At 52.3% G+C, this 21,112-nt stretch carries 18 protein-coding genes and 2 tRNA genes; 15 read left to right on the top strand and 5 right to left on the bottom strand.

The annotated features are described in order from the left end of the window. Positions 1–77: 77 nt before the first annotated feature. On the bottom strand, positions 78–1,511 hold the full coding sequence (gene dacB, locus LA337_20840; GenBank protein ID UBI15574.1) for a serine-type D-Ala-D-Ala carboxypeptidase: 1,434 nt from the start codon (positions 1,509–1,511) through the stop codon (positions 78–80). 248 nt (positions 1,512–1,759) lie between these two features. On the opposite strand from dacB, the gene greA reads away from it, so the two are divergent. Further along, positions 1,760–2,236, top strand: a complete 477-nt coding sequence (greA, locus tag LA337_20835; GenBank protein ID UBI15573.1) for a transcription elongation factor GreA — start codon at positions 1,760–1,762, stop codon at positions 2,234–2,236. 153 nt (positions 2,237–2,389) lie between these two features. Here greA and yhbY read toward each other — a convergent pair whose 3' ends face one another. Next, positions 2,390–2,683 (bottom strand): ribosome assembly RNA-binding protein YhbY, encoded by a 294-nt coding sequence (gene yhbY / locus LA337_20830; protein ID UBI18528.1) that lies wholly within the window; start codon positions 2,681–2,683, stop codon positions 2,390–2,392. Between the two features lie 125 nt (positions 2,684–2,808). Between yhbY and rlmE the strand changes: the two genes are divergently transcribed. The 4 genes from rlmE to glmM all read left to right on the top strand — a co-directional run bounded on the left by rlmE (position 2,809) and on the right by glmM (position 7,749). Beyond that, complete coding sequence (gene rlmE / locus LA337_20825) at positions 2,809–3,438, top strand: 23S rRNA (uridine(2552)-2'-O)-methyltransferase RlmE (protein UBI15572.1); 630 nt, start codon at positions 2,809–2,811, stop codon at positions 3,436–3,438. Between the two features lie 99 nt (positions 3,439–3,537). Next, positions 3,538–5,472: an ATP-dependent zinc metalloprotease FtsH gene (gene ftsH, locus LA337_20820; GenBank protein ID UBI15571.1), complete on the top strand. Its 1,935-nt coding sequence runs from the start codon at positions 3,538–3,540 to the stop codon at positions 5,470–5,472. 98 nt (positions 5,473–5,570) lie between these two features. Beyond that, positions 5,571–6,419, top strand: coding sequence for a dihydropteroate synthase (gene folP / locus LA337_20815; GenBank protein ID UBI15570.1), 849 nt, complete (start codon positions 5,571–5,573; stop codon positions 6,417–6,419). Then, the gene (gene glmM, locus LA337_20810) at positions 6,412–7,749 is read left to right on the top strand and encodes a phosphoglucosamine mutase (GenBank protein UBI15569.1); all 1,338 of its coding nucleotides are present in this window, start codon (positions 6,412–6,414) and stop codon (positions 7,747–7,749) included. Before folP ends, glmM begins: the two co-directional genes overlap by 8 nt. 45 nt (positions 7,750–7,794) lie before the next feature. On the opposite strand, the gene dcuC is transcribed toward glmM, so the two are convergent. Together dcuC and iadA are read right to left on the bottom strand one after the other, a co-directional pair. After that, positions 7,795–9,261, bottom strand: coding sequence for a C4-dicarboxylate transporter DcuC (dcuC, locus tag LA337_20805; GenBank protein ID UBI15568.1), 1,467 nt, complete (start codon positions 9,259–9,261; stop codon positions 7,795–7,797). Positions 9,262–9,271: 10 nt separating this feature from the next. Next, positions 9,272–10,405 carry a beta-aspartyl-peptidase gene (gene iadA, locus LA337_20800; protein ID UBI15567.1) on the bottom strand — a complete coding sequence of 378 codons (1,134 nt, stop codon included), beginning with the start codon at positions 10,403–10,405 and terminating at the stop codon, positions 9,272–9,274. Between the two features lie 148 nt (positions 10,406–10,553). Between iadA and LA337_20795 the strand changes: the two genes are divergently transcribed. The 3 genes from LA337_20795 (at position 10,554) to LA337_20785 (ending at position 12,043) form a co-directional block, all read left to right on the top strand. Next, complete coding sequence (locus LA337_20795; GenBank protein ID UBI15566.1) at positions 10,554–11,447, top strand: LysR family transcriptional regulator; 894 nt, start codon at positions 10,554–10,556, stop codon at positions 11,445–11,447. A 167-nt stretch (positions 11,448–11,614) separates the two neighbouring features. Beyond that, positions 11,615–11,947, top strand: a complete 333-nt coding sequence (gene secG / locus LA337_20790; protein ID UBI15565.1) for a preprotein translocase subunit SecG — start codon at positions 11,615–11,617, stop codon at positions 11,945–11,947. 9 nt (positions 11,948–11,956) lie between these two features. Next, positions 11,957–12,043, top strand: a tRNA-Leu gene (locus tag LA337_20785). A gap of 198 nt (positions 12,044–12,241) precedes the next feature. Here the strand turns inward: LA337_20785 and argG are convergent. Then, positions 12,242–13,585, bottom strand: a complete 1,344-nt coding sequence (gene argG / locus LA337_20780; GenBank protein UBI15564.1) for an argininosuccinate synthase — start codon at positions 13,583–13,585, stop codon at positions 12,242–12,244. Positions 13,586–13,919: 334 nt separating this feature from the next. On the opposite strand from argG, the gene LA337_20775 reads away from it, so the two are divergent. The 7 genes from LA337_20775 to rpsO all read left to right on the top strand — a co-directional run bounded on the left by LA337_20775 (position 13,920) and on the right by rpsO (position 20,925). After that, positions 13,920–13,996 (top strand) — tRNA-Met (locus LA337_20775). Positions 13,997–14,203: 207 nt separating this feature from the next. Beyond that, entirely contained in the window at positions 14,204–14,656 is a 453-nt protein-coding gene (gene rimP / locus LA337_20770) for a ribosome maturation factor RimP (protein ID UBI15563.1), read from the top strand. Between the two features lie 28 nt (positions 14,657–14,684). Continuing rightward, complete coding sequence (nusA, locus tag LA337_20765; protein ID UBI15562.1) at positions 14,685–16,172, top strand: transcription termination factor NusA; 1,488 nt, start codon at positions 14,685–14,687, stop codon at positions 16,170–16,172. Positions 16,173–16,196: 24 nt separating this feature from the next. Then, positions 16,197–18,887 carry a translation initiation factor IF-2 gene (gene infB, locus LA337_20760; GenBank protein ID UBI15561.1) on the top strand — a complete coding sequence of 897 codons (2,691 nt, stop codon included), beginning with the start codon at positions 16,197–16,199 and terminating at the stop codon, positions 18,885–18,887. Between the two features lie 146 nt (positions 18,888–19,033). Beyond that, a complete protein-coding gene (gene rbfA / locus LA337_20755) occupies positions 19,034–19,438 on the top strand; it encodes a 30S ribosome-binding factor RbfA (protein UBI15560.1) in 405 nt (134 codons plus the stop codon). Then, entirely contained in the window at positions 19,438–20,382 is a 945-nt protein-coding gene (gene truB / locus LA337_20750; GenBank protein UBI15559.1) for a tRNA pseudouridine(55) synthase TruB, read from the top strand. The genes rbfA and truB overlap by 1 nt, the downstream gene beginning before the upstream one ends. 273 nt (positions 20,383–20,655) lie before the next feature. After that, positions 20,656–20,925: a 30S ribosomal protein S15 gene (gene rpsO / locus LA337_20745; protein ID UBI15558.1), complete on the top strand. Its 270-nt coding sequence runs from the start codon at positions 20,656–20,658 to the stop codon at positions 20,923–20,925. Positions 20,926–21,112 lie beyond the last annotated feature (187 nt).

The following is a 21,112-nucleotide window of genomic DNA, read 5'->3' as shown; positions in this document are numbered from 1 at the left end:
GGGGTTGTTGTTTCCAGGTCTCTCTGTAGGCTGGATAAGGCACGTTAGTGCCGCCATCCGGCAATCAAACACCCCATCTAATTGTTCTGATAAATATCCTTGTACAACCGGCTCTCGAAGCGTACCAGAGGAATACGGCGATTACGCTGGTCAGCCGGCTCTACCGCATAACCAGACAAATACTGCACAAATGCCATGCGTTGGCCGCTTGCCGTGGTGATGAAGCCAGCAAGGTTATAAACCCCCTGCAGCGAGCCTGTCTTCGCCGATACTTTGCCATCCACACCAGCCTGATGCAGACCCGCACGGTATTGCAGGGAGCCGTCGTGCCCCGCCAGCGGCAGCATAGTGATAAAGTTCAGCTCGTTATCGTGCTGAGCGATGTATTGCAGCACCTGCATCATGGTCGCCGGGGCAATCAGGTTATGGCGGGAGAGACCAGAACCGTCGGCAATAATGGTGTTGCCGATATCAACGCCTGCCTGCTGACGCAAAATCTGGCGCACAGCATCAGAACCTGCTCGCCATGTGCCTGGCACGTTAAATCGCGCATGGCCAATCATACGGAAAACGGTATCGGCAATCATATTGTCCGATTTTTTCAGCATAATCTTAAGCAGATCATGCAGCGGTGCCGACTGCTTACTGGCGACTATGGTTCCCGGCTCGTTCACCAGCGTCTGGCGCAGCAGAGTACCGCTGTAAGTTATACCTGCTTGTTTTAGCTCATCTTTAATAATCGCTCCGGCATAGCTGGCGCCATCCTGAATGGCGAACGCCAGCGGCAGGGGATCGGCACGTTGGGGCAGGCATCCGGTCAGCGTATAGCGGTTGAGATCGCCGGGAACCACATCCAGTTCACAATATTGCGCTTCGGCAGAGCCACGCGCGAGAGTACGCACCTGGCTGAACATGGTGACCGGGTAGTAAGAGGCCACGCGGATAAAAGCGAGATCGTTGGGTTTTTGCGCGCTGTAAAGTGACACTGAGAAACAGTTACGATCGACAATGGCCGCTGCGGGCGGTGCGCTAAAACACTGCGTCATGTCGTTCCAGGGCCAACCTGGCGCTTTATCATGACTGGCAAAAATAGAGGTGTCGATCAGAACATTTCCGGCAATTTGTGTCACGCCTGATTTTTTCATGGTCGCCACCATATTGCGAATATCCTGGCGTTTTAGCGTCGGATCGGCACCAAATCGCGCCACTAAGTCACCTTTCAATACTCCGCCTTCCACGTTGCCTTTAGTCTCAAGCGTGGTGGTAAAACGAAAGTCAGGCCCGAGCTGAATCAATGCCGCCAGCGCGGTGATCACTTTCTGGGTACTGGCCGGCAGCGCCATCTGCTGGCTATGAAAATCAATAGCGGGTGCAGGTGCGCCAACCTTCTGTACCATAAGGGCGAGGTTGGCCCCGGCAGGGAGCTGATTGATATACTCGTCGACGTTCGCAGCCTGAACGCTGAACGCTATACTGGCAGTCAATCCGATGGTAAATCTGGAAAATCGCATAATCTCGCGCTAACAACCTGGAAACAGGCCGTCATACTACGGCGCAACGCCCCAAAAAGTAAACGATGACCCATAGGGAACTCCAGGGTAAAATGATCATCAAATAGAGAATTGTAGCTGACCTGGGACCCTGAGCCCCGGGTCGGTATTTTTTTGCTTCTGACTCTGGCATGGCGTATGCCAGAGTGGGCTTAGCAGCCGGGGTGAGAGCAACCACCCCCTACAGGAATGTTCAAGAGGTATAACAAATGCAAGCTATCCCGATGACCTTACGTGGTGCTGAAAAACTGCGCGAAGAGCTGGATTTTCTGAAATCTGTGCGCCGTCCTGAAATTATTGCCGCTATCGCAGATGCGCGCGAGCATGGTGACCTGAAAGAAAATGCGGAGTACCACGCGGCGCGCGAACAGCAGGGTTTCTGCGAAGGACGCATTAAAGATATTGAAGCTAAACTATCCAACGCGCAGGTTATCGACGTCACTAAAATGCCAAACAATGGTCGTGTAGTTTTCGGCGCGACGGTGACCGTGCTGAATCTCGATAACGACGAAGAGCAGACCTGGCGTATTGTCGGTGATGATGAAGCCGATTTTAAACAGAACCTGATTTCGGTGAATTCGCCTATCGCTCGTGGCCTGATCGGTAAAGAGCAGGATGATGTGGTGGTTATTAAAACGCCGGGCGGCGAAGTGGAATATGAAGTAACGAAGGTAGAATACCTGTAATTCGCATCTTGGTTAAGATGTTGATACATTGTAAAGAAAGGAAAAAGGCCGCATAGCGGCCTTTTATCAACGAAGAGAGCGTGGCATTTTGCTCTCCTGCTAGCGGAAAATCCCGCGTTTTACACAAACTTCGTGTGCAACTTTGGGATATTCTTAGCGCGGCAGCGAGATTTTACGTTCTTTAGTCGGGCGATACAGTACCAGCGTTTTGCCGATGACCTGTACATTACAGGCGCCGGTTTCGCGTACGATAGCTTCCACGATCAAGGTTTTAGTATCGCGATCTTCCGAGGCGATTTTCACCTTGATAAGTTCATGGTGCTCTAACGCTTGTTCAATCTCGGCCAGTACCCCTTCGGTCAAACCATTATTGCCAAGCATAACTACAGGCTTGAGCGGATGTGCCAGACCTTTCAGGTGCTGTTTTTGTTTAGTACTCAGATTCATCGTATATTTTTGCTTACGTTGGGATTGAAAACGGGTCATTCTACCGCCATCTCCCATATATCACCAAATAGCTGTGTAGAAATTTACACCGTTGGTTACGATGAACTGCCCTTTGGGAATGTGAAATGACAGGTAAAAAGCGTTCTGCCAGCTCGAGTCGCTGGCTTCAGGAACACTTTAGCGATAAATATGTTCAACAGGCGCAGAAAAAGGGGTTACGTTCCCGTGCCTGGTTTAAACTTGATGAAATACAGCAAAGTGACAAAATTTTTAAACCGGGGATGACGATTGTTGATCTCGGTGCTGCACCCGGTGGTTGGTCGCAATATGCGGTTACGCAGATCGGCAACACTGGCCGCATTATCGCTTGCGATCTTTTACCTATGGATCCAATCGTTGGTGTGGACTTCCTTCAGGGCGACTTTCGTGATGAATTAGTCCTGAAAGCGTTACTTGAGCGCGTAGGTGACAGTAAAGTACAAGTTGTCATGTCTGATATGGCGCCAAATATGTGTGGAACACCGGCGGTGGATATTCCCCGGGCCATGTATCTGGTAGAGCTGGCGCTTGGAATGGCTCGTGATGTATTAGCGCCAGGTGGTAGTTTTGTAGTGAAGGTGTTCCAGGGCGAAGGCTTCGATGAGTATCTAAGAGAGATTCGCTCCCTGTTTACGAAGGTCAAAGTTCGTAAGCCGGACTCTTCTCGCGCCCGTTCGCGTGAAGTGTATATTGTAGCGACCGGGCGTAAACCATAACCGGTAGATTTCAAACGAAAGTTTGAAAGAAACTGGATATAGAGTATCCTGACGCTGTTTTTAACACAGTTGTAATATGAGGTTAATCCCTTGAGTGACATGGCGAAAAACCTAATTCTCTGGCTGGTCATTGCCGTTGTGCTGATGTCAGTATTCCAGAGCTTTGGGCCCAGCGAGTCTAATGGCCGTAAGGTTGATTACTCTACCTTCCTGCAAGAGGTCAATCAGGACCAGGTTCGTGAAGCGAAGATCAACGGACGTGAGATTAACGTTACCAAGAAAGATAGTAACCGTTACACGACCTACATTCCGGTTAACGATCCGAAGCTGCTTGATAACCTGCTGACCAAAAACGTCAAGGTTGTTGGCGAGCCGCCTGAAGAGCCGAGCCTGCTGGCTTCTATCTTCATTTCCTGGTTCCCAATGCTGCTGCTGATTGGTGTCTGGATCTTCTTCATGCGTCAAATGCAGGGCGGTGGTGGCAAAGGTGCCATGTCGTTCGGTAAGAGCAAAGCGCGCATGCTGACGGAAGATCAGATCAAAACCACTTTTGCTGACGTCGCCGGTTGCGACGAAGCAAAAGAAGAAGTTGCTGAACTGGTTGAGTATCTTCGCGAACCGAGCCGTTTCCAGAAGCTGGGCGGTAAAATCCCGAAAGGCGTCCTGATGGTCGGTCCTCCGGGTACGGGTAAAACCCTGTTGGCGAAAGCTATTGCAGGTGAAGCGAAGGTTCCTTTCTTCACAATTTCCGGTTCTGATTTCGTGGAAATGTTCGTAGGTGTTGGTGCATCTCGTGTGCGTGACATGTTCGAACAAGCCAAGAAAGCGGCACCGTGCATCATCTTCATCGATGAAATCGACGCCGTAGGCCGCCAGCGTGGCGCTGGTCTGGGTGGTGGTCACGATGAACGTGAGCAAACGCTGAACCAGATGCTGGTTGAGATGGACGGCTTTGAAGGTAACGAAGGTATTATCGTTATCGCAGCAACTAACCGTCCGGACGTTCTTGACCCTGCGCTGTTGCGTCCAGGCCGTTTTGACCGCCAGGTTGTGGTTGGCCTGCCGGACGTTCGCGGTCGTGAACAGATCCTGAAAGTGCATATGCGTCGCGTACCGCTGTCTCCGGATATCGATGCGGCAATCATTGCACGTGGTACGCCTGGCTTCTCCGGTGCGGATCTCGCGAACCTGGTGAACGAAGCGGCGCTGTTTGCTGCTCGCGGCAACAAGCGCGTGGTATCGATGGTTGAGTTTGAGAAGGCGAAAGACAAAATCATGATGGGTGCGGAACGTCGCTCCATGGTGATGACGGAAGCGCAGAAAGAATCTACCGCGTATCACGAAGCAGGCCACGCGATTATCGGTCGCCTGGTGCCGGAACACGATCCGGTGCATAAAGTGACGATTATCCCACGCGGTCGTGCGCTGGGTGTGACCTTCTTCCTGCCTGAAGGCGACGCAATCAGCGCCAGCCGTCAGAAACTGGAAAGTCAGATCTCCACGCTGTACGGCGGTCGTCTGGCTGAAGAGATCATCTACGGTGTTGAACATGTTTCTACCGGTGCGTCGAATGACATTAAAGTCGCGACTAACCTGGCGCGCAACATGGTTACTCAGTGGGGCTTCTCCGAGAAACTCGGTCCGTTGCTGTACGCTGAAGAAGAAGGCGAAGTGTTCCTGGGACGTTCTGTGGCGAAAGCTAAACATATGTCCGACGAAACGGCTCGCATTATCGATCAGGAAGTTAAACTGCTGATTGAGCGTAACTATGATCGTGCACGTCGTCTGCTGAACGAAAACATGGACATTCTGCACTCGATGAAAGATGCGCTCATGAAATATGAGACCATCGATGCGCCGCAGATTGACGATCTGATGGCTCGCCGCGACGTGCGTCCACCAGCGGGTTGGGAAGAACCGGGTTCTTCTAACAACAACTCTGGCAGCACCGGCAAGCCGAGCGCGCCGCGTCCGGTTGATGAACCGCGTGCGCCGGACTCTGGCACCATGTCAGAGCAACTGGGCGACAAATAAGTTATCGTTGATGATGACCGTGTTCTAATTGAAAACCCTGGGGCTTGCTCCGGGGTTTTTCTTATCTGCATATTCAAGATTTTACCAGGGATAAAACTATGAAACTCTTTGCTCAGGGTTCTTCACTGGATCTCAGCCATCCACACGTCATGGGGATTTTGAACGTCACGCCAGACTCTTTTTCCGATGGCGGGGCGCACAACTCTCTGGTTGAGGCGGTAAAACACGCAAACCTGATGATTAACGCCGGGGCGACTATCATTGATGTGGGTGGTGAATCCACGCGCCCAGGCGCGGCCGATGTGAGCGTGGAAGAAGAGTTGCAGCGAGTGATGCCGGTGGTGGAGGCGATTGCTCAGCGCTTTGAAGTGTGGATTTCGGTCGATACCTCAAAACCAGAAGTGATTCGCGAATGCGCGAGAGCCGGCGCACATATCATTAATGACATTCGCTCACTCTCGGAGCCTGGGGCGCTGGAGGCTGCAGCAGAAACTGGATTGCCGGTTTGTCTGATGCATATGCAGGGGCAGCCGAAAACCATGCAGGAAGCGCCAAAGTACGAGGATGTGTTCGCTGAGGTAAATCGTTACTTTGTTGAGCAAATAGCACGCTGCGAGCGGGCAGGAATCACAAAAGATAAATTGTTGCTCGACCCCGGATTCGGATTCGGTAAAAATCTCACTCACAACTATACATTACTGGCACGCCTGGCTGAGTTTCATCATTTTAATCTGCCACTGTTGGTTGGGATGTCACGAAAATCAATGGTTGGTCAGTTGCTGAATGTGGGGCCATCCGAACGCCTGAGCGGTAGCCTTGCGTGTGCGGTCATTGCCGCAATGCAGGGGGCGCAGATCGTTCGTGTCCATGACGTCAAAGAAACCGTAGAAGCGATGCGTGTGGTGGAAGCCACATTGTCTGCAAAGGAAAATAAACGCTATGAGTAATCGTAAATATTTTGGCACCGATGGGATCCGTGGTCGCGTAGGCGACGCCCCAATTACCCCTGATTTTGTGCTCAAGCTGGGTTGGGCGGCAGGTAAAGTGCTGGCACGTCATGGTTCACGTAAAATTATTATTGGTAAAGATACGCGTATTTCCGGCTATATGCTGGAGTCCGCGCTGGAAGCGGGTCTGGCTGCCGCCGGACTGTCGGCTTCTTTTACGGGCCCAATGCCAACACCCGCCGTTGCGTATCTGACGCGCGCCTTCCGCGCTGAAGCTGGGATTGTTATCTCCGCCTCGCACAACCCGTACTATGACAATGGGATTAAATTCTTCTCCATCGACGGGACCAAACTGCCGGATGCGGTTGAAGAAGCTATCGAAGCCGAAATGGAAAAAGCGATTACCTGCGTGGACTCGGCGGAACTGGGTAAGGCTACCCGTATCGTTGATGCTGCCGGTCGCTATATCGAGTTTTGCAAAGGCACTTTCCCGAATGAGTTAAGCCTGAGCGAGCTTAAAATCGTAGTGGATTGTGCTAACGGCGCGACCTACCACATTGCGCCAAATGTACTGCGTGAGCTGGGCGCAAACGTGATTGCCATTGGCTGTGAGCCAAACGGCGTGAACATCAATGAAGAAGTCGGCGCCACAGACGTCCGTGCCCTGCAGGCCCGCGTAATCGCAGAAAAAGCCGATCTGGGTATTGCGCTGGACGGCGACGGCGATCGCGTCATTATGGTTGACCACGAAGGCAATAAGGTCGATGGCGATCAGATCATGTACATCATCGCCCGTGAAGCCCTGCGTCAGGGGCAGCTGCGCGGTGGCGCGGTAGGCACGTTGATGAGCAACATGGGCCTCGAACTGGCGTTGAAACAGCTGGGTATTCCGTTTGCCCGTGCGAAAGTCGGCGACCGCTACGTACTGGAAAAAATGCAGGAAAAAGGCTGGCGTATCGGTGCTGAAAACTCAGGCCATGTGATCCTGCTGGACAAAACCACCACCGGTGACGGCATCGTGGCAGGTCTGCAGGTACTGGCGGCGATGGTGCGCAATCATATGAGTTTGCACGACCTGTGCAGCGGCATGAAAATGTTCCCACAGCTGTTGGTTAACGTACGTTATACCGCAGGTAGCGGCGATCCGCTGGAACATGAAAACGTGAAAGCGGTGATGGCTGAGGTTGAAGCGGCGCTGGGTAACCGTGGACGCGTTCTGCTGCGTAAGTCTGGTACCGAACCGTTAATTCGCGTGATGGTTGAAGGTGAAGATGAAGCGCAGGTGACTGAATTCGCTCACCGTATTGCCGATGCTGTGAAAGCGGTGTAATCACCTCAGACAGTGAAAGCCGGAGTCTGAGACTCCGGCTTTTTTTTACTGTACGGCAAGCGGCTGTTTACGTCGGCGCTGCCAGACGTAACCGCCGACCATCAGTAGTACAAGGACTGCCAGCCACGGCAGAACCGCCAGCAGATGCCCAGACCGGGCAAAGGTCAGCGCAATCATCAGTAACCAACCGCCCAGCATCGGAATCGCGGTACGCTTAACAATATCCACAGGCGAGACGCCTGCAATTCCCGCGATAGCAATGATGACGCCGGCAATGGGCGATAACGTACGACCAATACCCGCCGAGATCTGGATAGGCAGCATCATGACTGCGATATCGCTTCCGATATGACGACTGATGTCCGGCACCATTGGGGCGAAGGAGAAAAAGGCCGCGTTCCCGGAGCCCATTAGCGCTGAAATTGCAAAGGTGATAAGCGTCATCAGCAAGATAATCGAGGCGGCGCTGAGGCCAAATTCACCGGAAAGCGACAGCAGCGCGTCAACGGCGCCAATGGCTTTCAGTCCGGCTGAAAAGACTTCACCGGCGATAATCAACGTCACGACGGTGGCAAAAACGCTACCCATGCTGTCGAAGACTTTTTGTACGCCAGCCATCACCTCGCGCGCCTTACGATGACGGCAGTATTCACATACAAGGGTAATGGCAAGGCTTATCAGTACGGCGGTATCCAGCGTAATCTTGAGTGAACTGAATACTAAATCACTGCACACCAGCATCAACACCAGCGGCAGCATGGGTAAAAACAGCCAGGCGATAGGTGCGTCGGCTTCATCGGTAGACGTTAATGTCTGCATCTGCTGAGCCACATTGTCACCACTTTCCCGACGGTCGAAAAAGCGTTGCACAACAATATGCAGCAGGGCGATGAACAGAATGACGGGCACGACGATCGGCAATTGATCCTGCACGAAATAGTTCACCACCTCGATACCTGCGGTTTTAGCGGCGAGAACCGAGTTACCAGAACCCGGGCCGAATTCAACCGCACAGGTGCTGGCGATAACGGCGGCAACGGCGGCACGGCTACAGCCAAGGCGGGTTAGCAGCGGGTACAGCGTCGCCATCAACAGCAGACCTAACCCGGTGGCGCTGCTGATAAACAGCGACAGGAATTGCCCCAGCAACAGCGCCAGCCCCAGCAGTAGATACGGTGAGTTCAGGCGTTGCAAAGGGCGAGACGTCACCCGAACCAGCACCTGGCTTGCGCCAATGGCCGACATATACGTGGCGAAACCACCAATCAGCATAATTTGCAGTCCGAGGCCGCCGAGACGCACGCTCAGGGTATCGCGAATAAACTCAAAGACGTCAAAAGGGCCAAATCCGGTGCTCTTTTTCACCAGGCCACTGAGTGAGGTCATCCCGCTAAAATGTGCGATAAGCAACAGCACAATCCCGGTCAATAACAGTACCGATTGGGGGTGATATTTTTTGAGGATCAGACGTCCGGCAAAAATGATGGCGAGTAGCGCCAGTAATAATGACATTTTGGCCCCCTTACTCGAAGTTGCCGGTAACCAGGCATTCGCCATCTCGCAGCAACGGCTTACCCGCAGCAAACAGATGGGACAGCGAGAGGTCATCATTGAGTACACAGATATCGGCACGTTCCCCGGCGCAGAGCACGCCGCCGGAAATACCCAACGAGCGCGCCACGTTTGCCGTCAACATCGCAATTGCCTGTGGCACCGGAATACCAACATCAATCAGGCGAGGAAGCAGATTAAGGTTACCTGCGACCGGTGCCGCGCTTAGGCCTTCCACAATCCCCTGAGCGTTAAAGCGCGGAACGCTGCCATTACCATCAGAGCTTATCGTGATGCGATCGGCCGGCACCTGGGCTTCCAGGGCGTGGAGGATCGCCTGTTCCTGAGGCATAAAGCGACTACCACCGGACGTAACGTCGATATGGCCCCCACGATGAGCGAAAGCAATTGCCTGTTCGAACAAGGACTCTGTTCTCGCAACGTGGGTCGGTGAAATGTGGTGGATCGGAATGCCTGCATCACACAGCTCAAAAAGCGGCGACATCCCTTCCGGTAGATTCCCCAGGTGGACATGCAGCAACCCTTTTTTCCCTGCCAGCAGGGAAGACACGCGGATATCGCTGACTATTCGCAGCAATTCCTGGAAAGAGGGGTAAGAACCACGGTGATCGGCGAGGGCTATTTTTACGCCAAGGATCGCCGGAATGAAGGCCATATCATCGCGGATGGATCGCGTAATGGTTGGGCTGGGAACGGCGTAGGCTCCCGTATGCATAAACGCGCGCAATCCCTCAAGATTGAGAGACTGCATTTTGGCGTAGAGATCTTTGGGCGAACGAGAGATGGCATCGGTGCCTAATACGCCGACAACTGTAGTAATGCCTGCCTGAATCAGATCGCGCAGCTTGACGGCTGGCGTTCGGCTGGCAAACCCGGCTTCGCCACCGCCACCGGTAAGATGCACATGCTGATCGATGATGCCTGGGATAACCCATTTGCCACGACAATCGATAACCTCGTCGACGCCATCAAACAGAGAAATATCTTTTTCTACCGCCACAATTCGGTCGGCATGAATGAGCAGGGAGCAGAGGCCTAAATCCTCAGGAGAAAAAACACGGGCATTGGTCAATAAAGTAAACATATCGGTCCTGTCAAACGTCGAGGGTGAGAGTCGGCAGGTGAAACGGAATATTGTTGTTATGATGGTCACCATAAAGCCATTACTATAATTATGACTATTACCGATTTGTTATTGGAGGATGCGGTTATGGCATGGTGGAGAATTCAACGTGGATTGTAAGTGGCTGGAGGACTTTCTGGCATTGAGCCAGCATGGAAACTACTCCCTGGCGGCGGCGCAGCGGCATATTACTCAACCAGCACTCAGTCGGCGTATAAAGGCGCTGGAAGAGGTGCTGGGGGTGCCGTTGTTTGACAGGACCACGACTCCCGTTACGCTGACGCGCTATGGTGAACGCTTTGAACCCTATGCCCGACACGTCCTCAGTACGTTAACAGAGGCGCGCCACGAATTATCGGCGATGACGCCAGCAACGGATAACACGCTGGTGATGGTCAGCCTGCATACGCTGTCGGTGAATATCCTGCCGGATATGATCAGCTATCTGCGACAAAGTGAACCGCAGCTAAATTTTACGGTAAATGCCAGTATTCAGGGGATAGACAACCACTTTAACGCCCTGATAGACCGGCAAATCGATCTACTGGTGACCTACGATTTACCCTCTGCGCAGCCGGGGTTGGAGATAGCCGGAGGGTTGAAACGTTCACTATGGCGGTATGAGCGATTTATACCGGTTATTTCTGCCCAACTGGCTGATGCGCTTACCGATCCGCATGCGCCGATTCCGTGGCTATGCTACAGCGACTACACCTTTGTCAGACGCATTATTGAGACGGCAGAACAACGCGTCCGCCCGCGTCTGAAAAAAGTGTTTGAGAGTGGTTTAAGTGAAACGATACGAGAAATGGTGCTGCGCCATATGGGAATGGCGTGGTTACCCGAATCGATGGTGGCGGAAGAGCTGGTGAACCAGCAAATTATTCATTGCTGGCCAGAAAACACAGACCTGATTTGTGAAATCCCCGTTGTGGTATGGGCGAATCTTGAAGATCAACGCGCCGTTATGCAGAGATGCTGGGAGAAGTTGCTGCGTTTTTGATTGATATGGCGATTTTTTCCGCAGTTGATACAATGCTAACAAATTGCCCTTGCGAAGGTTATTCGCTTTGGTTAGTATTCACACCCGCTTCAGTGGGAAACAGTAAATATTCCCGCTTTAATGGTCGAAGCATTGTACGCGGCAACTCCGCAAGGAACAGGTTGATTATGCACGAAGCTCTTTTAGTAGTTTTCCTTATTGTGGCAATTGGCCTGGTAGGCTTGATCATGCTGCAGCAAGGCAAAGGCGCTGATATGGGAGCCTCTTTTGGCGCAGGCGCTTCTGGTACTCTGTTTGGTTCAAGTGGTTCTGGTAACTTCATGACCCGTATGACAGCTGTATTGGGAACCTTGTTCTTCATCATCAGTCTGGTGCTGGGTAACATGAACAGCAACAAGACCAATAAAGGAAGTGAGTGGGAAAATCTGAGCGCACCGGCGAAAACCGAGCAAACTCAGCCAGCTGCTCCGGCTCAGCCGACCAGCGATATCCCACGCTAAGTATTCTGTACCGAGGTGGTGGAATTGGTAGACACGCTACCTTGAGGTGGTAGTGCCCTAACGGGCTTGTGGGTTCGAGTCCCATCCTCGGTACCAAATTCCAAAAAAAAGACGCTGAAAAGCGTCTTTTTTTTTCGTCTGTTATTTGTGGCTATCCTGTAGGTCGGATAAGGCGTTAACGCCGCCATCCGACATTATTACAACGCCTGATGGCGCTACGCTTATCAGGCCTACAGACACCTTATATTCCGCGCATAAAAAAGGCCGCTTTCGCGGCCTTAAGATGGCGAATCTTTACTTCGACTTATTTTCCAGATTCTCAACCTGCGGCAGGCCGGTTGTGGAAGAGGCGGTCAGCAGGCCAGACTGCGCATAGCCGAACAGCTTCTCGCGGGTATCGGTAATGTCCAGATTACGCATGGTCAACTGACCGATACGGTCGTCCGGAGAGAATACTGACTCGCCTTTTTCCATCGTTAAACGTTCAGGTTTATAAGTCAGATTGTCAGACACGGTGTTGAGGATTGAGTAGTCATTACCGCGACGCAGTTCCAGCGTCACTTCACCGGTGATCTGGCTGGCAACCCAGCGCTGCAGGCCGTCACGCAGCATCAGAGCCTGAGAGTCGAACCAACGGCCCTGATACAGCAGACGACCCAGCTGGCGACCGTGCGCGTGATACTGCTCGATGGTGTCTTCGTTATGAATACCGGTCAGCAGACGCTCATAGGCGATATGCAGCAATGCCATCCCCGGGGCTTCGTAGATGCCACGGCTCTTTGCTTCAATGATACGGTTTTCAATCTGATCGCTCATACCCAAACCGTGGCGGCCGCCGATACGGTTGGCTTCCAGCATCATCTCAACGTCGTCGCTGAAGGTTTTACCGTTCAGCGCAACCGGATGACCCTGCTCAAAACGCACGGTAACTTCTTCTGCCGGGATCTTCACGCTCTCATCCCAGAATTTCACGCCCATAATCGGGTTGACGATTTTGACGCTGGAGTTCAGGAACTCGAGGTCTTTAGCTTCGTGGGTCGCGCCGAGCATATTGGAGTCTGTGGAGTACGCTTTCTCAACGGACATTTTGTAGTCGAAACCACAGGCAATCATAAATTCGGACATCTCATGGCGACCGCCGAGTTCATCGATAAAATCGGTATCCAGCCATGGTTTGTAAATCTGCAATTCGGCGTTGGTCAGCAGACCGTAACGATAAAAACGTTCAATATCGTTACCTTTGTAGGTGCTACCGTCACCCCAGATGTTCACGCCATCTTCTTTCATGGCGGCAACCAGCATGGTGCCGGTGACTGCACGGCCCAACGGGGTGGTATTGAAGTAGGTTAGCCCGCCGGTGGTATTGTGGAATGCACCGCACTGAATGGCAGCGATCCCTTCGGCAACCAGCTGCTTACGGCAATCTACCAGGCGAGCATTCTCAGCACCATATTCCATTGCACGGCGAGGAATGGCGTCATAGTCATCCTCATCCGGCTGGCCCAAATTCGCAGTATATGCATATGGGACAGCCCCTTTTTGTCGCATCCACAGCAGTGCTGCACTGGTGTCCAGGCCGCCGGAAAAAGCGATACCAATACGTTGACCTACCGGGAGATGCTTGAGAATCGTCGTCATAAAATAAAACCCTGCTTGATAGACTGGTGAAGAGGTCGGCTTATTATGTTAATTGCATTTTTATGCAAAATAAATGAGTTTTCATTTAATCATCTTTTCTGGATGACAGGAAGAGTTTAGTGATAATTTCGTTAAATAACGGCGTGGGTGGCACATTTATCTTGCTGAACAAGCGCTGGTCAGCATTCATTGATTTGCATAGTCGTAACAAGGTTGACATAACGCATAGTGAATCAATATACTGTGCGCAGATTTTACGTCCCGTCCTCGGTACCAAATCCCAGCAGTATTTGCATTTTTTACCCAAAACGAGTAAAATTTGCCACGTTTCAGGCGCGGGGTGGAGCAGCCTGGTAGCTCGTCGGGCTCATAACCCGAAGGTCGTCGGTTCAAATCCGGCCCCCGCAACCACTTTCCCTTAGAGTTCTTTTTCAAATATACTGTGAAGACTTAGGCCTTCGTAGCTGGATTTGAAAAAAATTCTTTCGGAAGGTTCTCCGAACCGCAGGTGCGGTTATAGGGTTCAGTTATCTAAAGCCCCGATTTATCGGGGTTTTTTGTTATCTGACTACAGAATAACTGGGCTTTAGGCCCTTTTTTTATGTCTTGGGGGTGGGCTTGTCCACATTAGAGCAAAAATTAACAGAGATGATTACAGCGCCAGTTGAAGCCCTGGGCTACGAATTGGTCGGCATCGAATTTATTCGTGGTCGCACATCCACACTGCGCATCTATATTGATAGTGAAGATGGCATCAATGTTGATGATTGTGCTGATGTGAGCCATCAGGTAAGCGCCGTGATGGATGTCGAAGACCCAATCACCGTTGCCTATAACCTGGAAGTTTCCTCTCCGGGTCTCGACCGTCCTCTGTTCACAGCTGAACACTACGTGCGTTTCCTGGGTGAAGAAGTCACGCTGGTTCTTCGTATGGCGGTACAAAACCGTCGTAAATGGCAGGGCGTTATCAAAGCGGTGGACGGTGAGATGATCACGGTCACAGTCGAAGGCAAAGATGAAGTGTTCGCGCTGAGTAATATCCAGAAGGCGAACCTGGTTCCCCACTTTTAACAGTCTGGATTGAGGTGAAAAGCCCGCGATGAACAAAGAAATTTTGGCTGTTGTTGAAGCCGTATCCAACGAAAAAGCGCTGCCACGCGAGAAAATTTTTGAAGCGCTGGAAAGTGCGCTGGCTACAGCAACAAAGAAAAAATATGAGCAAGAGATCGACGTTCGCGTAGAAATCGATCGTAAAAGCGGTGATTTCGATACCTTCCGTCGTTGGGTAATCGTAGAAGAAGTTACTCAGCCGACCAAAGAAATTACCCTGGAAGCGGCACGCTTCGAAGACGAAAGCCTGAACGTGGGCGAATATGTTGAAGATCAGATTGAATCTGTCACCTTTGACCGTATCACCACCCAGACCGCGAAGCAGGTTATCGTACAGAAAGTACGTGAAGCTGAACGCGCAATGGTTGTTGATCAGTTCCGCGAACACGAAGGTGAAATCGTCACCGGTGTGGTGAAGAAAGTAAACCGCGACAACATCTCTCTGGATCTGGGCAGCAATGCTGAAGCCGTGATCCTGCGTGAAGACATGCTGCCGCGTGAAAACTTCCGTCCAGGCGACCGTATTCGTGGCGTTCTGTATTCTGTTCGCCCGGAAGCGCGCGGTGCGCAGCTGTTCGTAACCCGTTCCAAACCGGAAATGCTGGTTGAGCTGTTCCGCATCGAAGTGCCGGAAATTGGCGAAGAAGTGATCGAAATTAAAGCGGCTGCTCGCGATCCGGGATCGCGTGCGAAAATCGCCGTTAAGACCAACGACAAGCGTATTGATCCGGTCGGCGCGTGTGTTGGTATGCGCGGTGCGCGCGTTCAGGCGGTTTCTACCGAACTGGGCGGCGAGCGTATCGATATCGTCCTGTGGGATGATAACCCGGCGCAGTTCGTGATTAACGCAATGGCGCCAGCAGACGTCGCTTCTATCGTGGTGGATGAAGACAAACACACCATGGATATCGCGGTTGAAGCCGGTAACCTGGCTCAGGCGATTGGACGTAATGGTCAGAACGTCCGTCTGGCTTCACAACTGAGCGGTTGGGAACTCAACGTAATGACCGTTGATGACCTGCAGGCGAAGCATCAGGCTGAAGCACATGCAGCCATTGATACCTTCACCAAATATCTCGATATCGATGAAGATTTCGCGACAGTTCTGGTTGAAGAAGGTTTTGCGACGCTGGAAGAACTGGCCTACGTGCCAATGAAAGAGCTGCTGGAAATTGACGGCCTGGATGAACAGACCGTTGAAGCGCTGCGCGAGCGTGCTAAAAACGCACTGACCACTCTGGCACTGGCCCAGGAAGAAAGCCTCGGTGATAACAAACCGGCTGACGATCTGCTGAATCTGGAAGGATTGGATCGTGAGATGGCCTTCAAACTGGCTGCCCGTGGTGTTTGTACGCTGGAAGATCTCGCTGAACAGGGCATTGATGATCTGGCTGATATCGAAGGGTTGACCGACGAAAAAGCCGGTGAGCTGATTATGGCTGCCCGTAATATTTGCTGGTTCGGCGACGAAGCGTAATAAACTGTAGCAGGAAGGAACAGTATGACAGATGTAACCGTAAAAACGCTGGCTGCAGAGATACAGACCTCCGTGGATCGCCTGGTACAGCAATTTGCTGATGCTGGTATCCGGAAGTCTGCTGACGACTCTGTGTCCGCACAAGAGAAACAAACCTTACTGGCGCATCTGAACCGTGAGAACGGCTCAGCGCCGGATAAGTTGACATTGCAGCGTAAAACGCGCAGTACTCTCAATATTCCAGGTACCGGTGGAAAAAGTAAATCGGTACAAATCGAAGTCCGCAAGACACGCACCTTTGTGAAACGCGATCCGCAAGAGGCTGAACGCCTTGCCGCGGAAGAGCAGGCGCAGCGTGAAGCGGAAGAGCAAGCCCGTCGTGAGGCAGAAGAAGCTGCCAAACGCGAGGCGCAACAAAAAGCCGAACGTGAGGCCGCAGAACAAGCTAAGCGTGAAGCCGCTGATAAAGCGAAACGTGAAGCTGCGGAAAAAGACAAAGTGAGCAATCAACAGACCGACGATATGACTAAAACCGCCCAGGCCGAAAAAGCCCGCCGTGAAAATGAAGCCGCAGAACTGAAGCGTAAAGCGGAAGAAGAAGCACGTCGCAAGCTTGAAGAAGAAGCGCGCCGCGTAGCGGAAGAAGCTCGCCGTATGGCGGAAGAAAACGAGAAAAATGGTGTGAATAACGCTGAACCTGTTGAAGATACCAGCGATTATCACGTCACCACTTCCCAGCATGCTCGCCAGGCTGAAGACGAAAACGATCGTGAAGTCGAAGGCGGCCGTGGTCGTACTCGCAGCACGAAAGCCGCGCGTCCGGCGAAGAAAGGCAACAAACACGCTGAATCTAAAGCTGACCGTGAAGAAGCGCGTGCAGCGGTTCGCGGTGGTAAAGGCGGTAAGCAGCGTAAAGGTTCCGCTCTGCAGCAGGGCTTCCAGAAGCCAGCTCAGGCCGTTAACCGTGACGTTGTGATCGGCGAAACCATCACCGTTGGCGATCTGGCGAACAAGATGGCGGTCAAAGGCTCTCAGGTCATCAAAGCGATGATGAAGCTGGGCGCAATGGCGACCATCAACCAGGTCATCGACCAGGAAACCGCGCAGCTGGTTGCCGAAGAGATGGGCCACAAAGTTATCCTGCGTCGTGAAAACGAGCTGGAAGAAGCGGTAATGAGCGACCGTGACACTGGCGCTGCGGCTGAACCGCGCGCTCCGGTAGTGACCATCATGGGTCACGTTGACCACGGTAAAACGTCTCTGCTGGACTACATTCGTTCAACGAAAGTGGCCTCTGGTGAAGCGGGCGGCATTACTCAGCACATCGGTGCGTACCACGTTGAAACTGACAACGGTATGATCACCTTCCTGGACACCCCGGGTCACGCCGCGTTTACCTCCATGCGTGCTCGTGGTGCTCAGGCAACGGATATCGTTGTTCTGGTTGTTGCAGCAGACGACGGCGTGATGCCGCAGACTATCGAAGCTATCCAGCACGCGAAAGCGGCAGGTGTGCCGGTCGTTGTTGCAGTCAACAAAATCGATAAACCGGAAGCGGATCCAGATCGCGTTAAAAACGAACTGTCCCAGTACGGCATCATGCCGGAAGAGTGGGGCGGCGAGAGCCAGTTCGTTCACGTTTCTGCGAAAGCGGGTACCGGTATCGACGAACTGCTGGATGCTATCCTGCTGCAGGCCGAAGTACTGGAACTGAAAGCTATCCGTAAAGGTATGGCGAGCGGCGCGGTTATCGAATCCTTCCTGGATAAAGGTCGTGGCCCGGTTGCTACCGTCCTGGTTCGCGAAGGTACCCTGAACAAGGGCGATATCGTTCTGTGTGGTTTCGAATACGGCCGCGTTCGTGCGATGCGTAACGAACTGGGTCAGGAAGTACTGGAAGCGGGTCCGTCCATTCCGGTGGAAATCCTCGGTCTGTCCGGTGTTCCGGCTGCGGGTGACGAAGTTACCGTTGTTCGTGACGAGAAGAAAGCCCGTGAAGTTGCACTGTACCGTCAGGGCAAATTCCGTGAAGTTAAACTGGCTCGTCAGCAGAAATCTAAACTCGAGAACATGTTCGCTAACATGACCGAAGGCGAAGTTCACGAAGTGAACATCGTCCTGAAGGCCGATGTTCAGGGTTCTGTAGAAGCGATTTCCGACTCTTTACTGAAACTGTCTACCGACGAAGTAAAAGTGAAGATCATCGGTTCTGGCGTAGGTGGTATCACCGAAACCGACGCGACCCTGGCTGCGGCATCCAACGCGATTCTGGTTGGCTTTAACGTACGTGCTGATGCCTCTGCACGTAAAGTTATCGAATCAGAAAGCCTGGATCTGCGTTACTACTCCGTCATCTATCATCTGATCGACGAAGTGAAAGCAGCGATGAGCGGCATGCTGTCTCCGGAACTGAAACAGCAGATCATTGGTCTGGCTGAAGTTCGTGATGTGTTCAAATCACCGAAATTCGGCGCTATCGCAGGCTGTATGGTTACCGAAGGCACGATTAAACGTCACAACCCAATCCGCGTACTGCGCGACAACGTGGTTATCTATGAAGGCGAGCTGGAATCCCTGCGCCGCTTCAAAGATGACGTCAACGAAGTCCGTAACGGTATGGAATGTGGTATCGGCGTGAAGAACTACAACGACGTTCGCGTTGGCGATATGATCGAAGTGTTCGAGATCATCGAGATCAAACGTACCATCGCTTAATCTTCGTCGTCTTTTGGGCCGCAATTTGCAGCCCAAAATCCTTAGAAGATGATTAGGTGTTGGCCGGGTAAGCGAAGCGCCACCCGGCAAGAAATTTAAAAAGGGGCTTATGGCCCCTTTTTTGTCTTTATTCTGGAGAATTTATTATGGCGAAAGAATTTGGTCGCCCGCAGCGTGTCGCGCAAGAGATGCAGAAAGAGATCGCACTCATCCTGCAACGCGAAATCAAAGACCCGCGTGTTGGTATGATGACCACCGTATCGGGCGTTGAGATGTCCCGTGATCTGGCTTATGCCAAAGTATTCGTGACTTTCCTGAACGATCAGGACGAAGCTGCCGTGAAAAACGGCATTAAGGCACTGCAGGAAGCCTCTGGTTTTATCCGCTCTCTGCTGGGTAAAGCAATGCGCCTGCGCATCGTGCCTGAGCTGACCTTCTTCTACGACAACTCGTTGGTTGAAGGGATGCGCATGTCCAATCTGGTGACCAGCGTGGTGAAACATGACGATGAGCGTCGTGTGAACCCAGCGGACGACAGCAAGGAGGACTGATGAGTCGTCCTCGTCGTCGTGGTCGCGATATTCACGGAGTTCTGCTGCTGGATAAACCGCAGGGCATGTCCAGCAATGATGTACTGCAAAAAGTAAAGCGCATCTACAATGCCAACCGCGCTGGACATACCGGCGCGTTGGATCCGCTGGCGACAGGCATGCTGCCTATCTGCCTCGGTGAAGCGACTAAGTTTTCACAGTATTTACTGGATTCCGACAAACGCTATCGTGTGGTTGCCCGTCTGGGCCAGCGTACTGATACCTCCGATGCCGATGGGCAAATCGTGCAGGAGCGCCCGGTAACCTTCACCGCAGAGCAGCTTGCAAACGCGCTGGAGACTTTCCGCGGCGATATCGAGCAGATTCCGTCGATGTATTCGGCGCTGAAGTATCAGGGTAAGAAGCTGTACGAATATGCGCGTCAGGGCATTGAAGTGCCGCGTGAAGCGCGCCCGATTACCGTCTATGAGCTGCTGTTTATTCGCCATGAAGGTAACGAACTGGAACTGGAAGTTCACTGTTCCAAAGGCACCTATATTCGCACCATTGTTGACGATCTCGGTGAGAAGTTGGGCTGCGGCGCGCACGTCACGTATCTGCGTCGTTTGACGGTCAGCAAGTATCCGGTGGATCGAATGGTGACGCTGGAACATCTGCGTGACCTGGTTGAACAGGCCGAGCAGCAGAACATTCCGGCGGCACAGCTGCTTGATCCTTTGCTGATGCCAATGGACAGTCCAGCATCGGACTATCCTGTTGTTAATTTGCCTTTAACATCCTCGGTTTACTTTAAAAATGGTAACCCGGTACGGACGTCAGGCGCGCCGCTGGAAGGACTGGTGCGCGTGACGGAAGGCGATGACGGCAAGTTTATCGGCATGGGGGAGATGGACGATGAAGGTCGTGTCGCCCCCCGTCGCCTGGTGGTTGAGTATCCTGCATAGCGCTCTCTGTCTTGCGATAAAAGGGCGCTGCGAGTAGAATACTGCCGCTTAACGTCGCGTAAATTGTTTAACAATCTACGCGACGTATACACAAAATCATTCGAGCTGCATCAAGGCGGCAAGTCTGAGAATCCTCAGGAGCTTACTTAGGTAAGTGACTGAGGTGAGCAGACGCAGCCAACGCAGAGTCAGTTTGAAGGATAAAGTGTATACACTGGGATAGCTGAATTAGAGATCGGCATCCTTTCATTCTTAACACTTTGGAGTTTTAAAATGTCTCTAAGTACTGAAGCTACCGCTAAAATCGTTTCTGAGTTTGGTCGTGATGCAAACGACACCGGTTCTACCGATGTTCAGGTTGCACTGTTGACTGCACAGATTAACCACCTGCAGGGCCACTTTGCAGAGCACAAAAAAGATCACCACAGCCGTCGTGGTCTGCTGCGCATGGTTTCTCAGCGTCGTAAACTGCTCGACTACCTGAAACGTAAAGATGTTGCACGTTACACCGCGCTGATCGAGCGTCTGGGTCTGCGTCGCTAATTCTTTCGAGTTTCAGAAAGAGGGGGCCTTCATGGCCCCTTTTTTCCAGCAGATGGCAGCAATTCGCTGGAAACTAATGTATTGTTGCTATGAATGATCTTCCGTTGCAGAGGTTCGCGCGGCTAATGAGAGGCTTTACTCATGCTTATGGGTTAGGGTTGTCATTAGTCGCGAGGATGCGCAGAAG

It is taken from the genome of Citrobacter europaeus (assembly GCA_020099315.1).
Classification (GTDB): domain Bacteria; phylum Pseudomonadota; class Gammaproteobacteria; order Enterobacterales; family Enterobacteriaceae; genus Citrobacter; species Citrobacter europaeus.
Note: the sequence above shows the minus strand (reverse complement) of the source record. Positions and strands in the feature narration are given on the sequence as shown.

Coding starts and splice junctions, on each gene's coding strand:
- dacB (UBI15574.1), bottom strand. CDS start 1,511: ATGCGATTTTCCAGATTTACCATCGGATTGACTGCCAGTATAGCGTTC.
- greA (UBI15573.1), top strand. CDS start 1,760: ATGCAAGCTATCCCGATGACCTTACGTGGTGCTGAAAAACTGCGCGAA.
- yhbY (UBI18528.1), bottom strand. CDS start 2,683: ATGAATCTGAGTACTAAACAAAAACAGCACCTGAAAGGTCTGGCACAT.
- rlmE (UBI15572.1), top strand. CDS start 2,809: ATGACAGGTAAAAAGCGTTCTGCCAGCTCGAGTCGCTGGCTTCAGGAA.
- ftsH (UBI15571.1), top strand. CDS start 3,538: ATGGCGAAAAACCTAATTCTCTGGCTGGTCATTGCCGTTGTGCTGATG.
- folP (UBI15570.1), top strand. CDS start 5,571: ATGAAACTCTTTGCTCAGGGTTCTTCACTGGATCTCAGCCATCCACAC.
- glmM (UBI15569.1), top strand. CDS start 6,412: ATGAGTAATCGTAAATATTTTGGCACCGATGGGATCCGTGGTCGCGTA.
- dcuC (UBI15568.1), bottom strand. CDS start 9,261: ATGTCATTATTACTGGCGCTACTCGCCATCATTTTTGCCGGACGTCTG.
- iadA (UBI15567.1), bottom strand. CDS start 10,405: ATGTTTACTTTATTGACCAATGCCCGTGTTTTTTCTCCTGAGGATTTA.
- secG (UBI15565.1), top strand. CDS start 11,615: ATGCACGAAGCTCTTTTAGTAGTTTTCCTTATTGTGGCAATTGGCCTG.
- argG (UBI15564.1), bottom strand. CDS start 13,585: ATGACGACGATTCTCAAGCATCTCCCGGTAGGTCAACGTATTGGTATC.
- nusA (UBI15562.1), top strand. CDS start 14,685: ATGAACAAAGAAATTTTGGCTGTTGTTGAAGCCGTATCCAACGAAAAA.
- infB (UBI15561.1), top strand. CDS start 16,197: ATGACAGATGTAACCGTAAAAACGCTGGCTGCAGAGATACAGACCTCC.
- rbfA (UBI15560.1), top strand. CDS start 19,034: ATGGCGAAAGAATTTGGTCGCCCGCAGCGTGTCGCGCAAGAGATGCAG.
- truB (UBI15559.1), top strand. CDS start 19,438: ATGAGTCGTCCTCGTCGTCGTGGTCGCGATATTCACGGAGTTCTGCTG.
- rpsO (UBI15558.1), top strand. CDS start 20,656: ATGTCTCTAAGTACTGAAGCTACCGCTAAAATCGTTTCTGAGTTTGGT.